We start from the raw sequence: 13,718 nt of genomic DNA on the forward strand, positions 1-13,718 counted from the left end.
AAAAAAAAGCCAACAGTAAAAACTGTTGGCTTTTTTGTACGCTAAATAATTAGCGTATCGGCAGGCTTGGGCTTACATCATGCCGCCCATGCCTCCCATTCCACCCATACCGCCCATATCAGGCATTGCGGGTTCTTCTTTAGGAATTTCTGCAACCATCGCTTCTGTGGTAATCATTAATCCAGCGATTGAAGCAGCATTTTGCAAGGCGCTACGAGTTACTTTAGTTGGGTCAATAATGCCAGCCTCAACCATATTGACATACTCCCCAGTTGCCGCATTAAAGCCATCATTTCCATTAGAGGCTTTAACTTTATCTACGACAACTGCTGGCTCTCCGCCTGCGTTGCTAACAATTGTACGCAATGGATATTCCATGGCACGACGCGCAATATCGATGCCCACTTGTTGGTCATAGTTATCGCCTTTAAGTTCAGCAATTTTGGTAAGCGCGCGAATTAATGCTACACCACCGCCTGGCACAATGCCTTCTTCAACCGCTGCACGCGTGGCGTGTAAGGCATCTTCTACACGTGCTTTTTTCTCTTTCATTTCCACTTCAGTTGCTGCGCCAACTTTAATCACCGCAACCCCACCTGCTAATTTTGCTACGCGCTCTTGTAGTTTTTCGCGGTCATAATCAGAAGTAGAATCTTCGATTTGCTTACGAATGGTTTCAACGCGCGTATTAATTGCTTCTGCTGAGCCATTACCCCCAATAATGGTTGTATTGTCTTTGCCTACAACGACGCGTTTTGCAGTTCCTAATTGTGATAATTCAACAGATTCCAACGTCATACCCAATTCTTCAGAAATCACCTGACCATTAGTCAAAATGGCGATATCTTCTAACATGGCTTTACGACGATCCCCAAAACCAGGCGCTTTAACCGCTGCTACTTTAACAATTCCGCGCATGCTGTTAATGACCAATGTTGCCAACGCTTCGCCTTCTACATCTTCAGCAATAATCAATAATGGCTGACCTGATTTAGCAACCGCTTCTAAAGTTGGCAACATATCGCGGATATTAGAAACTTTCTTATCATGTAATAAAATGTAAGGGTTTTCCAACTCAACATTTTGATTTTGCGCATTATTGATGAAATAAGGCGACAAATAGCCACGGTCAAACTGCATGCCTTCAACCACATCTAACTGGTCTTCTAAGCCTTGACCTTCTTCGACAGTAATCACACCTTCTTTGCCTACTTTTTCCATTGCTTCAGCGATTTTATCGCCTACAGTGTGGTCAGAGTTAGCAGAAATTGTGCCGACTTGTGCAATAGATTTATGGTCTTCACAAGGCACAGACATGGCTTGTAATGCTTTTACCGCTTCAACTACTGCTTTATCAATCCCACGTTTTAAGTCCATAGGTTCATGCCTGCTGCAACAGATTTTAACCCTTCAGTTACAATCGCTTGTGCCAAAACGGTTGCAGTAGTGGTTCCATCTCCTGCCACGTCATTTGTTTGTGAGGCGACTTCTTTAACCATTTGCGCGCCCATGTTTTGGTATTTATCTTCAAGCTCAATTTCTTTTGCAACAGAAACACCATCTTTGGTAACTGTTGGCGCACCAAATGATTTATCCAATACCACATTACGCCCTTTAGGGCCTAAGGTTACTTTTACTGCATTAGCAAGAATATTCACGCCTTTAAGCATTTCATTGCGCGCGTCTTGTCCAAAACGTACATCTTTTGCTGCCATATTTATTACTCCTAAATTCTTAAATAAAACTCTATTGAATCGAAAGCGCGTATTGCTTAGCCTACGATTGCAAAAATCTCGTCTTCGCGCATGATGATGTATTCCTCACCATCAACTTTCACTTCACTACCGCTAAATTTCCCAAATAATACCGTGTCTCCTTCTTTGACTGAAAGAGGGGTACGCTCGCCATTTTTATGCAACTTACCTTCTCCTACAGCAACCACTTTGCCTTGTGAGGGCTTTTCCGCTGCGCTACCAGGAAGCACAATACCCCCTGCTGTGGTCTTCTCTTCTTCTTCACGTTTAACAATTACACGATCATGCAATGGACGAAGATTCATAATTTACTCCTAATGATAAGAAAAAAGTTTAGTTAACAATCTAATTAAGTTAAGCGCCTTCAATCAGGCAAATTAAACTTACCAGCATTTATTGGGTTGGGCATTGAAATTTCAAGGCAGATTCTTATTAAATAAAATTAACCACAATCCTTTTATGCTTCCACAGGTTCAATCCACTGATTGAGAATATAGCCCGCCATCATGAAACCAAATAATGCTGGCAGATAAGAAATTGTGCCATTAACTGCGCGCGCACGCCCCGATTCAGCGCCCGTAATCGGTTGATGGGACAAAGGTTGACGACGGGGTTCATCAGAAAACACCACGGGATAGCGCAAATTTGCTCCCAATTCTTTAAGCGCTTTGCGCAATTCACGTGCCAATGGACAACCGCTGGTTTGATTAAGCGTGCGTAAACGTACTTTACTGACATCCACACGATTACCCGCACCCATGGCAGAAATAACCGCGACATTGCGTTGTTGTGCTTGATAAACCAAAGCTGCTTTACAAGCTATTGAATCAATACAATCAGCCAACACATCAGGTTGATATTTTTCCAAAACATCTTCTGCTGATTGCGCACGAATAAATTCATCGACCACTATTAATTCTAAATTAGGATTAATATCGAATAAACGCTGTTTCATTATCTGCGTTTTTTTCTCCCCCAAGGTGCTATGCAATGCCAGCAGTTGACGATTTAAATTAGAGGGTGAGACTACGTCATGGTCGATGATAATCATGCGCCCTACGCCTGCCCGCGCAATAGCTTCAGCGCAATAACCGCCCACACCGCCTAGCCCTGCCACCATCACCGTTTTGTCAGCCAGCATTTGCACACCCTTTTCGCCTAATAAAATTGTTGTTCTTGCCTGTGGTGTTGGCACTTTTCCTCCTGAACTATTGTCTTTATACGCCTTGCCTGTCCAATGCAAAAAAAAGGGCGCTATTGTGCCAGCTTTGGCGTGCAATTTCATCGACAGACTCATGACGCAATTGCGCCAAAGTGCGCGCCACAGCGAGCACCTTTGCAGGTTCATTGATTTGCCCTTGAAAACCACAAATTGGTTGGTCAGGCGCATCGGTTTCTAATAAATAGCGTGAGGCTTCAACCTCTGCCAACTGTCGACGCAAACGTTGTGCGCGCTCATAAGTGGAGGTGCCCCCTACCCCAATATATCCGCCTAAATCCAATAAGTGCGTTAACTGCTGATTAGAGCCAGTAAAACTATGCACCACAAAACGCACCCCAGAAAATCTACGCACCATCTGCAACACCTCGTCTAATGACTTACGCGCATGCACGATGACAGGCAAATCGTAGCGCACCGCAAGGTCAAGCTGGGCAGCAAAATATTCACGTTGTAGCGCCCTATCTGCTTCAATAGCATAATCCAATCCACATTCACCAATTGCCAAAGTGGGATAGGTTTTAATCCAGCGTTCTAACTCTTGCAAATGCGTTTGACTATGCTCATCTTGCGCAATAGGGTGCAAACCATAAGCCGCATAACAGCCCGTTTCTTCTGCCAATTGCGCAAGACGCGCCCAGTTACTTTTTGCCACCGCGGGAATCAACACACGCTTTACGCCCACCTCCTGTGCCCGCGCCCAGCTGTGTGTTTTCCCTGCCTCAATCACATAATCCAGATGGCAATGCGTATCCATTAGCCTCATCTACTGACTACTCCTAGCGTTGCCATCTCTGCTAATAACACGGACAACGTCGCTAAATTTAATGTTTCGCGCGCCTGAAGTGTGACCACCAATGAATCTATCTGTTTTAAAAGCTCCTGATGTGTTGTTATCCAAGTTGAAAAATGCTCTTGTGCTGACCCCTCTTGCAACAACGCCACCACCACCGTACGCAATAATCCATCAACATTGGACAAAAGCGCCATTTTTGCGCGTCTTTCCCAATAATCTTTGGCAGGTAGCGCCTGAATTTGGGCAAGCAACCACTGTCCATGCAAGCGCTCTAGGACTTGAAAATAAAATGGCGCTACCCGCTCTACTTCCATTTGTGTTTTATTCCCAATCCACACAATCTCCAACACGCGTCCATACAATGGCAACGCTGCAAATCCTCGCGCCTGTGCTTCAGACAATCCTTTATCTAGCAAAGGAACAATAGCTTCTTGTAAAGTTGTCGCAAAATAGCGCGCAAAAAATCCATCTTGAGCGGTTAAATGCTCAACCTGAACGGCATATGCTCAATTGTGCTGGCAACTTCTAAAGGTGATGCATTACGCAAAAACCAAAACACCGCCTGCGCTAACAACTGCTGAATTGACACAGCCAATTCAATCTGCACATCCGCAGCAACCTGATTATCTAATGCCTCTAACTGATTCCAATAGGTATTGGCATTAAATACTTCTCTTGCAACCACATATGCCCGCGCAATCGTTGCTGCAGGCATCCCTGTTTCTTCCATCGCTTGCAAGGCAAAAGTCATCCCCATACGATTTACCCAATCATTGGTTAAATGAGTACAAATAATTTCGCGGTGTAAACGATGCTGCAACATTGCCTGAGCAAATTTCTCACGCAAAGGCTTAGGAAAATAGCGCACCAATTCTTGGATAAAATACGCCTCATCGGGCAAATCTGAATCCAACAATTCATCGTATAACCACATCTTGCTATAGGCGAGTAACACCGCCAACTCAGGATTAGTCAACCCTTGACGTGCTTGCAAACGCGCTTCAATGCTCGCTTCATTAGGCAAATATTCAATCGCGCGCTCCAAGCGCCCCGCGCCTTCTAAAAACTTAAGCAAATGCACATGCTCAAGCAATGCCTCAGCACGCATCGCGCTCATCTCAATAGCTTGTGGCTGTAGATAATTTTGCCTTAATACCAACTGTGCCACCTCATCAGTCATCGACTCAAGCAACTCATTACGCTGTTTATGCGTTAAATCGCCCTGCTCAACCACCTTATTGAGCAAAATCTTAATATTCACCTCATGGTCAGAGGAATTAACTCCAGCGGAATTATCAATAGCATCAGTGTATAGACGCCCACCGTTTAGCGCATATTCAATCCGCCCTAATTGCGTCATCCCCAAATTACCCCCCTCACCAATCACCTTAGCACGCACCGCCACGCCATCAACACGCAACGCATCATTTGCACGATCCCCTACCTGAGCATGCGATTGCGCACTATGTTTTATATAAGTTCCAATACCGCCATTCCAAATTAATTCCACAGGCGCTTTGAGCAATTTTTGAATCAATTCACTGGGCGTCAATTGAGTTTCCTCAATATCAAAAACACGTTGCATCTCTGGTGTAATCGCAATGGACTTATCCTGACGAGAAAACACCCCACCGCCCTCACTAATCAACTTCTTCTCATAATCCGCCCAACTTGAGCGCGGTAGCGCAAACAACCGTGCGCGCTCCTCATAAGACCCCTCACAATCTGGATTAGGGTCAATGAAAATATGCAAATGATTAAAGGCAGCCAACAACCTAATTTTGCGCGACAACAACATTCCATTACCAAATACATCTCCACCCATATCCCCAATGCCAATCACCGTAAACGGCTCATTTTGAATATCTTTTCCCATCATGCGAAAATGGCGCTTCACCGATTCCCAAGCCCCACGCGCGGTAATCCCCATCTCTTTATGGTCATAACCTGCCGAACCACCCGAAGCAAACGCATCTCCCAGCCAAAACTCATATTCCGCGGCAACCGCATTGGCCAAATCAGAAAAACTTGCCGTCCCCTTATCCGCGGCAACCACCAAATAAGGATCATCTTCATCATGACGACGCGTATCCTTCGGCGCAACCACCACGCCATCAACCAAATTATCTGTAATATCTAACAATCCACGAATAAACGTCTGATAGCATGCCTTCCCTTCTTGCAAAAACGCCTCACGCGAAGTTATCGGCGTTTTAACTACAAAACCACCTTTAGACCCCACAGGCACAATCACCGAATTTTTCACCATTTGCGCTTTAACAAGCCCCAACACCTCCGTGCGGAAATCCTCCAAACGCTCAGACCAACGCAAACCGCCCCTTGCAATTTTCCCCCCACGCAAATGCACCCCCTCCACACGCGGTGAATACACAAAAATCTCAAACATTGGTCTTGGTTTAGGCAACTGCTCAATTTTGCTGGCAGCAAATTTAAACGACCAATACCCCTTATGCCCTCCATCAGCGCGACGCTGGAAAGCATTGGTACGCACCATCGCTAATAGTAAAGTCAAATACCAGCGAAAAATTCTATCCTCATCCAAACTTTTAACCGAAGCCAACGCCGATTCAATCGCCGAAACCGCCTCATCTTCTGCACTCTGCTCTGCTTTAAAATCAGGCGCAAAACGTGCCTTAAACAAGCGTATAAGCCATTGCGTTATCTCACGATTATTCAGCAATACATTTTGAATATAAGCCATAGAAAACGGCACACCAGCCTGCAACATATATTTACCCAGTGCGCGCAAAATCACCACATCTTCAACATCCAGCGTTGTTGTTAGCACCAACTCATTTAAGCCATCGCTTTCAACCTCCCCCGACCATATCCGTTGCAAACCCTCCTCAACCTGCGCACGCACCGCTTCAATATCTACTGCCTGCGCGCCAACCAAATCATAGCTTTGCAACCAAAATCTTTGCCCCTGCATATCATGGAATTCATACGGATACACCGCACGCACCGACACACCAAAATCCTCCAGCATTGGCAACACCTTCGACAACACCGCAGGTTCATCACGACCATAAAGCTTCAAATGCAACACATTAGAGACCTCCCCCACCGCGCGATACAAATACGTTCCAATCCCCTCTACAGACAAAGCCGCTAAACGTTGCATATCTTTAACCGCCGCTTGTGCTGAAAAGCGCTCACGATATCCCACAGGCAATCTAGTTGCAAAACGACTGACCAATTGCCCCCCCTCACGCTCCCCACAAATCGCCTGCGCCTGCTGAGCAAAATCATCACTCCAATCACGCGCCGCTGCCGCTAGTTCCGCCTCAATCTCCGCTAAGTCAAATGCACGAATTTCACCTGCAACCGTACGCACATGAAAGTGCACCCGCACATGATTGCCCTCATTAAACTGCGTATTAAACTCCAACGATGTCCCAGCAAATGCTTTAAGCAAAATCTCACTCATCTTAAGACGCAACGCCGTATGATATTTCTCACGCGGAACATACACCAATACCGAAACAAAGCGCTGATAATCATCCACACGCGCAAACAACTTCACCTGATTGCGATCATGCAAATGCAAAATCCCCATTGCCGTTTGATACAAACTCGCCACAGAAGCCTGAAATAAATCATCGCGCGGCATTTGATTCACAATAACCCGCAAACGCTTATAAGCATAGCCATCCTTTGGCAATTGCGCCTTCACCAACACCGCATTGACCTTATCGCACAACAGCGGAATCTGCTCAGGCATCAAATGATAAGCACTGGCGGTTAAAAGCCCAATAAAACGATGCTCCCCCACCACCTCGCCTTGCGCGTTAAACTGCTGAATACCCAAAAAATCCATATAAACATCACGATGCACAGGCGCAATCTGGCTAGATTTAGACAACAACAATCCTCGCGGATAAGTGATAATCTCACGCAAATTAACAGGCAACTCATTAAAACTCTGCGAAGCCTTATCCTCTTTCTCATTGCGCAACAATCCCAAACCACTCCCCCCCACGCGGTACAACCCTTCCTGCGTAACCTTATATTCGCGATAGCCCAAGAAAGTAAAATTCCCCGCCAAAATCCAATCTAAAAATGCCTCAATATCCTTAGGCGCATAAGCAACTCAAGCGACTGTTGCGCCTCAACTTGCGCCTTAAACTGCGACTTAATCTCGCGCAACTGCATTTCCATCGCCCCCCAATCCCCAATCACCAAATCCAGCTGTGCAATTTTATCCTTCAATAACTGCGCCACCTCAAGCCGATTTTGCACCTCAGGCAAGCGCTCAATCTCACAATAAATCACCGATAAATGCTGTTCATCTGAGCGCTCCACCTCCGCAATCATCGCCAAATGCCCCTCTTGAAACGAGGCATCTATAATCGTATGCCAAAAATAGTGCATCGCAATCTCTGCACGGTGCAAAGTTAATAACAACGTATCAATTAAAAACGGACGATTTTTAACTACTAACTCTACCACCGTATGCGTGCTGGAAAACCCATCTTCCTCCTCAACAGGATTAAACACCCGAATCATCGGCGCTGTTTTATCGTATTGTTTTAACAATTCAAAATGCGTCAGCAAAGCTCCACTTAACTGCCTATTACTTAATGATTTTGCATCATCTTTTGCCAAATGGCGAAAATACAAACGCGCAAAATCGTTCAATAATTCCTGCTCTTGTGGTGCAACTGACTGCGCTGCCAAATCAATAATCTCTGTTAATCGCTGTGCTAATGTCATCATCATTTTTCTCCTCTTTTATATTTTTAATCTATCTTGGTCTATTAATGCCCAGTAAAGCCCAGTTTAAATAGACCCCAATTCTTCTTTAGTCATTTTTTCAAAACTTAGAACACATTTTTACAAACACACTAAAACAATAATCCATAAAATAATACGCCTACCCCATCTCCTTATTTTCTCCGCTAAAAATTGGCTAATAAATTTACAAAAAAGGCAGGAAACCCTACCTTTTGATTTCTTTTTACTCAGTGCATCCCAATATCATTGAATCGCCTGCACGCCATATTGTGCCAACGCTTCTGCATCTGCAGTACGTCCTAATGCCCGTAGAGACTCAATCAATTTCGCCAATGCCATCGGCGCTTTATCGCTATTTGGATTATTTTTCAAAGACGTCGCCAACAAGCGATTCGCCATCTCAAAATTACGTTGCGTATAGTACGCATCGCCTAGCCAATATTGCGCCAAAGGCACACGCACATCGTTCAATTGTGTTGTATTTAAAAACTGCTCAAATAACGCAATTGCCTGCGCCACATCCCCAGCGCGATAAAGATTAAGCGCCGCATCAAATTCTCCTCCAGCCGCTACAGCAGAAGCTGCCGCCCCTGCACGCGTTACTGGCACCACCGCCACACCAGTAGGCAAGCGTGCATATTCTGCCAGAGTCGCCACCTGAGCCTTCAGCGCATTTTGCTCCTGCTCCAATCCAATCACACGACGCGTTAATTCCTGCAATAACTGCCCCTGAGAATCCACCTTAGGCTCAAGAGGAGCTGACTGAGTAGCGCACCCTGTCAACAATCCCATCACCACCAAACATCCCACCATAGATAGCTTAGCCATCACAAAACTCCTTTTTATGCGTTTTTATTCTCTTAATAGATAATGACCACACGGCGATTTTTTGCATAACTTAATTCATCTGTCCCCCACACCGCAGGACGCTCTTCTCCATAACTCAACACACGCATTTGTTGTGGATTTACGCCAGCGGCTTGCAAATAGCTTTTCACCGAATAGGCACGACGCTCACCCAAGCCAATATTATATTCACGCGTTCCGCGCTCATCCGTATGACCTTCTAAAACCACCATGGTTTGCGGATGACTACGCAAATAATTGGCATGCTCACGAATCACATTTTCAGAACGTGAATCAATATTACTGCTATCAAAGGCAAAATAAACCACTCTATCGCGTTCCGTACCGCTAGGGCCTCCAATCACATTCACCCCATACATCGGGTCTTGATAAAAATCCCCTAACCCACTATTGCCCGTATAATTACTATTTATGCCAAACGCCCCTGCTGACTGATAAGGATTAGCGCCATACAACCCCGTTGAATTAACCATTCCCACATCTCCAGCAACAGCGCCTGCGTCTGCATTTTCCAATTCATACGGCTTGCTACAGCCAAACAACGCCAAACTCAATACCAAACAACCCAAACCTGCTTTAAAATTCATAACATATCCTATTGATTAAACATTTAAAATTGCAAAAACTTTCTTTTAACCTATCTAAGCCAACCTACTTAAGCTCAGGACCCCAAGCAGGGTCACGCAACCTCCTGCTGGGTCAGAAAGCGTTTGCGCCACCTCACCATAACGATTAATCATGCGCAATACCGAACGCCCATTTTCACGAGTTGCATAGACAATCATCTGCCATTGGGAGAAAAGCTTGCTCCTTCATCCAAACTACCGCTGGTTAATGTCTCAAAACGTCCGCTTGCCAAATCATACAATCCGATTTGAAAGCCACCGCCTGATTGACGCGTTAACACCATTGATTGCCCATCAGGCGATAAATCACCATTTGCCTGATAACCATTACCAACCACCGCACGCTCTGCACCGCCGTTAATATCACGGCGATAAATCTGTGGTTTTCCAGCTCTATCAGAAGTGAAATAAATACTACGTCCATCAGGTGAAAACGTCGGCTCAGTATCAATGCCTGCATGTTGTGTAATACGCGAAACCGCGCCACTAGCCAAATTCATCACATAAATATCAGGATTAGAATCGTGCGATTGCACATAGGCCAATGCCCGTCCATCGGGTGAAAATGCTGGCGCGCCACTAATCCCATCCCCTTGTACCACCACTCGTTGCGCCCCACTTGCAACATCTTGAATTACAATCTGCGCGCGATGATTATTAAACGTCGCAAAAGCAATCTGACGCCCATCAGGCGACCATGCAGGGGATAAAATTGGTTGATTATGCGTAAAAATCTCGCGACGATTTGCTCCATCTATATCAGAAATCACCAATGAATATTGGCGTGCATGTCCCAAATCTTTTTCCAATACATACGCCAACTGCGTTGCAAACGACCCTTGAACCCCTGTCAAACGCTCTAAAATCTTATCCGCCATACGGTGAGCAACCTGCCTTGCATCACGCGCATTCACCGCCTCATTTGCCAAAACATTTGCAACAGGCACATCACTTAACACAAACTGTCCAGCAATATTATTCCCCAACATTCTTCCCAATACTAAATAATCAGCCCCCAAAGCCTGCCATGCTGCATAATCAATTTCCTGTGGTGAATTTGGACGCATCGCTGCAAAACTTTCAGGCGCTAACGGCTGAAATAGCCCAGTTTTATGCAAATCACTGGCAATAATAAAATCCATCTGCACACCAGGGTCGCCACTAATTGGCAAAATCGCAATTGGACGCGCCACACGTTGCGCGCCACTAACATTAATAACCACCTGAGCGCTTACCAAAGTTGTCGGCAATAAAAGCGCTAGTACTAGTGTTTTCAAACCTTTTATCATCATCTCCCCCTATTTATAACCATTTAACAATCAATCTATTTTAAGGCGTAAATACAATAATCGCCCCTTCTTTGACCAATAATTGCGCTGCTTCTTGATTGCGTGGCATCGGTGCAGGTGCAGAAGCATAAGCCGTTTCTACTGCTGCCGCATCGGCAGAATAATTTCCACTAGAGCGCGTCACACGCACCTCAGTCAGTTGTCCATTTGGCGCAAAGCGTACAAATAATTCCACTTTGATATTATTTGGCACATTGGGCAATAGTTTCCAGCGTGATTTCATTTTATTCCCAAATGCGCCAATAAAATTTTTCAAGGCATCCGCTTTAGCTTTTTCTGCCCCATCATTTAGGCTATTAAGCGTATCCCCTAGCGATGGCTGGTCTAATTCGGCTAATTTTTTGGCAGCCGCCTCTTCTGCTTTACGTTTTTCCTCAGCTTTCTTTTTCGCCTCCGCTTCGGCTTTTTTCTTTGCTTCTTCCTCAGCTTTCTTTTTCGCTTCTGCTTCGGCTTGTTTCTTTGCTTGCTCCGCCTTGCGCTTCGCTTCTTCCTCGGCTTTTGCTTTTGCCTCTTTCTCGGCTTTTGCTTTTGCCTCTTTCTCGGCTTTTTGTCTAGCTTCTGCCTCAACTTTTTGTTTAGCTTCTAACTGCGCCTTCTCTTTTGCGATAGCCTGCGCTTTTTGTTCAGCAGCTTTTTTCTCTTGTGCAATTTTTTCATTTTTAGCGCGCTCTGCCTGCGCCTGACGCTCTGCTGCCAACGCCTCTTCTTTGGCTTTCTGCGCTTCAATTTTAGCCTGCTTTGCCGCCTCTGCTTGACGCTTTGCCTCTTCTTGCGCCGCTTTCTTCTCCGCCTCTGCCTTAGCAATCGCCGCTAAACGCGCTTTTTCCTCAGCAATTTTGCGTTGTTCAATCGCTTCAAACTGCGCTTGCAACTGCGCTGCATCCACTACTGTCGCCTCAATGGCTTTTATCTCAGAAGTTTGCGCTATCTCGTCAGCGCTCCCCCCAGAGGCCGACAACACCACATCACGGTTAGACCAAAAAAATGCGCTCATCGCGCTTAAAGCCAATCCCACGCTGATAAGCCCAACAATATTTTCCCCTAGGCTCTTAATTGTCGTCGTTTCATAACGCAGGAGCTTCCTCTGGTGCTTGTGTGGACAACCCTACCTTAGGGGCGCCCGCCTGTTGCAATAAACCAATGCCAGTAATAACTTTTTCATAGGAAACATTGGCATCCCCTTGCACTAATACTAAGCGCTGGGGCTGTTGTTGGATTAGCACATTTGCAATCGCTACCACTTCTTGCGCACTCAAGGCTTGAGCAGGATTAGGCGCCAAATTTAAAAAATAATAGCCTGAGGGTCAACACTTAAAACCAAAGGCTGTGGGTCATTTTCATCCAAAACCACTTGCTCAGCGCTTGATTGAGGCAAATCAATTTCAATGGCCTGATTAATCAAGGGGGCGGCAATCATAAAAATCACCAACAACACCAACATCACATCGATATAAGGCACGACGTTCATTTCTGCTTTAACGCGTTTATGGCGATGTCTACGACGTAATTTCATCATGATTTAGGTTGACGCTTGATTTTTTCACGCGCCAATAAAATTTGGCGTTGTAGTAAATTAGAAAAATCTTCAATAAAAGACTCATAATCCACGCTCAAACTCTCAGAACGCGCAATAAAGAAGTTATATGCCAATACTGAAGGAATTGCCGCTAACAATCCAATAGCCGTTGCAATCAAAGCCTCTGCTATCCCAGGCGCTACGCTTGCAATACTTGTTTGTTGCGCCCCACTAATGGCAATAAATGAATTCATAATGCCGTAGACTGTCCCTAACAAACCGATATAGGGAGCAGAAGAGCCAAAAGTCGCTAACAGTGCCAAACCTTTTTCTTGATAGTGCACCTCGCGGTTAAGCGCCGATTCCATCGCACGTCGGCAATTATGCACAATGGCATCTGGGTCTTCTAATTGACTGTTTTTGAATTGCAGAAACTCACGAAATCCATCCACAAAGATTGCTTCTGTGCTTTCGCTTTCTTTTTTATTGTAATGCTCAAATAAGGCTTGCAAATCTGAGCCTGACCAAAACGATTGCTCAAAGCGTTTGTTTTTAAAAGATAAGCGCTTAAATTGCGTCCATTTTTTGCCAGTGTAAAACAGTGTGATGACAAACATCAAAAACAACATTGCCATTAAGAACTGTACAAAAAAACTGGCTTGGGCAATTAAATGAATAATAGAAAACTGCTGTTGCAAGGTTATATCCTTAATTAATGTTATTAACTTATGGTTAATTTAAACCTCTAAATCATATCACAGCCATTGCGCAAAATAGAGAGCGTTTAAATAATTTAACCGATTGAGCGCCAATATTAGAGTGCATTACCGACA

Annotated in this window: 14 protein-coding genes and 1 pseudogene; all 15 read right to left on the reverse strand. The window is 45.0% G+C overall.

The annotated features are described in order from the left end of the window. Positions 1-72: 72 nt before the first annotated feature. Positions 73-1,715 (reverse strand): annotated as a pseudogene (gene groL / locus A5N84_RS05070) (chaperonin GroEL). A gap of 56 nt (positions 1,716-1,771) precedes the next feature. Further along, entirely contained in the window at positions 1,772-2,059 is a 288-nt protein-coding gene (gene groES / locus A5N84_RS05075; RefSeq protein WP_072281510.1) for a co-chaperone GroES, read from the reverse strand. 152 nt (positions 2,060-2,211) lie between these two features. Beyond that, positions 2,212-2,949, reverse strand: coding sequence for a tRNA threonylcarbamoyladenosine dehydratase (locus A5N84_RS05080; RefSeq protein WP_072281511.1), 738 nt, complete (start codon positions 2,947-2,949; stop codon positions 2,212-2,214). Positions 2,950-2,971: 22 nt separating this feature from the next. Then, positions 2,972-3,730, reverse strand: coding sequence for a TatD family hydrolase (locus A5N84_RS05085; RefSeq protein ID WP_233119960.1), 759 nt, complete (start codon positions 3,728-3,730; stop codon positions 2,972-2,974). A gap of 5 nt (positions 3,731-3,735) precedes the next feature. Further along, entirely contained in the window at positions 3,736-4,185 is a 450-nt protein-coding gene (locus A5N84_RS12660; protein ID WP_408633839.1) for a hypothetical protein, read from the reverse strand. A 62-nt stretch (positions 4,186-4,247) separates the two neighbouring features. Further along, positions 4,248-7,838, reverse strand: coding sequence for an NAD-glutamate dehydrogenase (locus A5N84_RS05090; RefSeq protein WP_198923796.1), 3,591 nt, complete (start codon positions 7,836-7,838; stop codon positions 4,248-4,250). A gap of 8 nt (positions 7,839-7,846) precedes the next feature. Beyond that, positions 7,847-8,512 carry an NAD-glutamate dehydrogenase domain-containing protein gene (locus A5N84_RS12665; protein WP_198923797.1) on the reverse strand — a complete coding sequence of 222 codons (666 nt, stop codon included), beginning with the start codon at positions 8,510-8,512 and terminating at the stop codon, positions 7,847-7,849. 258 nt (positions 8,513-8,770) lie between these two features. Continuing rightward, positions 8,771-9,355, reverse strand: coding sequence for a tetratricopeptide repeat protein (locus A5N84_RS05095; protein ID WP_072281513.1), 585 nt, complete (start codon positions 9,353-9,355; stop codon positions 8,771-8,773). A gap of 32 nt (positions 9,356-9,387) precedes the next feature. Further along, positions 9,388-9,981, reverse strand: coding sequence for a peptidoglycan-associated lipoprotein Pal (gene pal / locus A5N84_RS05100; protein WP_072281514.1), 594 nt, complete (start codon positions 9,979-9,981; stop codon positions 9,388-9,390). Positions 9,982-10,035: 54 nt separating this feature from the next. Next, positions 10,036-10,179 (reverse strand): hypothetical protein, encoded by a 144-nt coding sequence (locus tag A5N84_RS11720; RefSeq protein ID WP_233119961.1) that lies wholly within the window; start codon positions 10,177-10,179, stop codon positions 10,036-10,038. After that, the gene (gene tolB, locus A5N84_RS05105) at positions 10,176-11,309 is read right to left on the reverse strand and encodes a Tol-Pal system beta propeller repeat protein TolB (RefSeq protein ID WP_233119962.1); all 1,134 of its coding nucleotides are present in this window, start codon (positions 11,307-11,309) and stop codon (positions 10,176-10,178) included. The genes A5N84_RS11720 and tolB overlap by 4 nt, the downstream gene beginning before the upstream one ends. 40 nt (positions 11,310-11,349) lie before the next feature. Further along, positions 11,350-12,384 (reverse strand): cell envelope integrity protein TolA, encoded by a 1,035-nt coding sequence (tolA, locus tag A5N84_RS05110; protein ID WP_072281515.1) that lies wholly within the window; start codon positions 12,382-12,384, stop codon positions 11,350-11,352. 49 nt (positions 12,385-12,433) lie between these two features. Then, positions 12,434-12,649: an ExbD/TolR family protein gene (locus A5N84_RS12670; RefSeq protein WP_269844296.1), complete on the reverse strand. Its 216-nt coding sequence runs from the start codon at positions 12,647-12,649 to the stop codon at positions 12,434-12,436. Between the two features lie 2 nt (positions 12,650-12,651). Continuing rightward, positions 12,652-12,885: a biopolymer transporter ExbD gene (locus A5N84_RS12675; RefSeq protein WP_269844297.1), complete on the reverse strand. Its 234-nt coding sequence runs from the start codon at positions 12,883-12,885 to the stop codon at positions 12,652-12,654. After that, positions 12,882-13,583, reverse strand: coding sequence for a protein TolQ (gene tolQ, locus A5N84_RS05120; protein WP_143324838.1), 702 nt, complete (start codon positions 13,581-13,583; stop codon positions 12,882-12,884). Before tolQ ends, A5N84_RS12675 begins: the two co-directional genes overlap by 4 nt. Positions 13,584-13,718: the final 135 nt, after the last annotated feature.

The organism is Rappaport israeli (assembly GCF_001888055.1).
GTDB lineage: Bacteria > Pseudomonadota > Gammaproteobacteria > Cardiobacteriales > Cardiobacteriaceae > Rappaport > Rappaport israeli.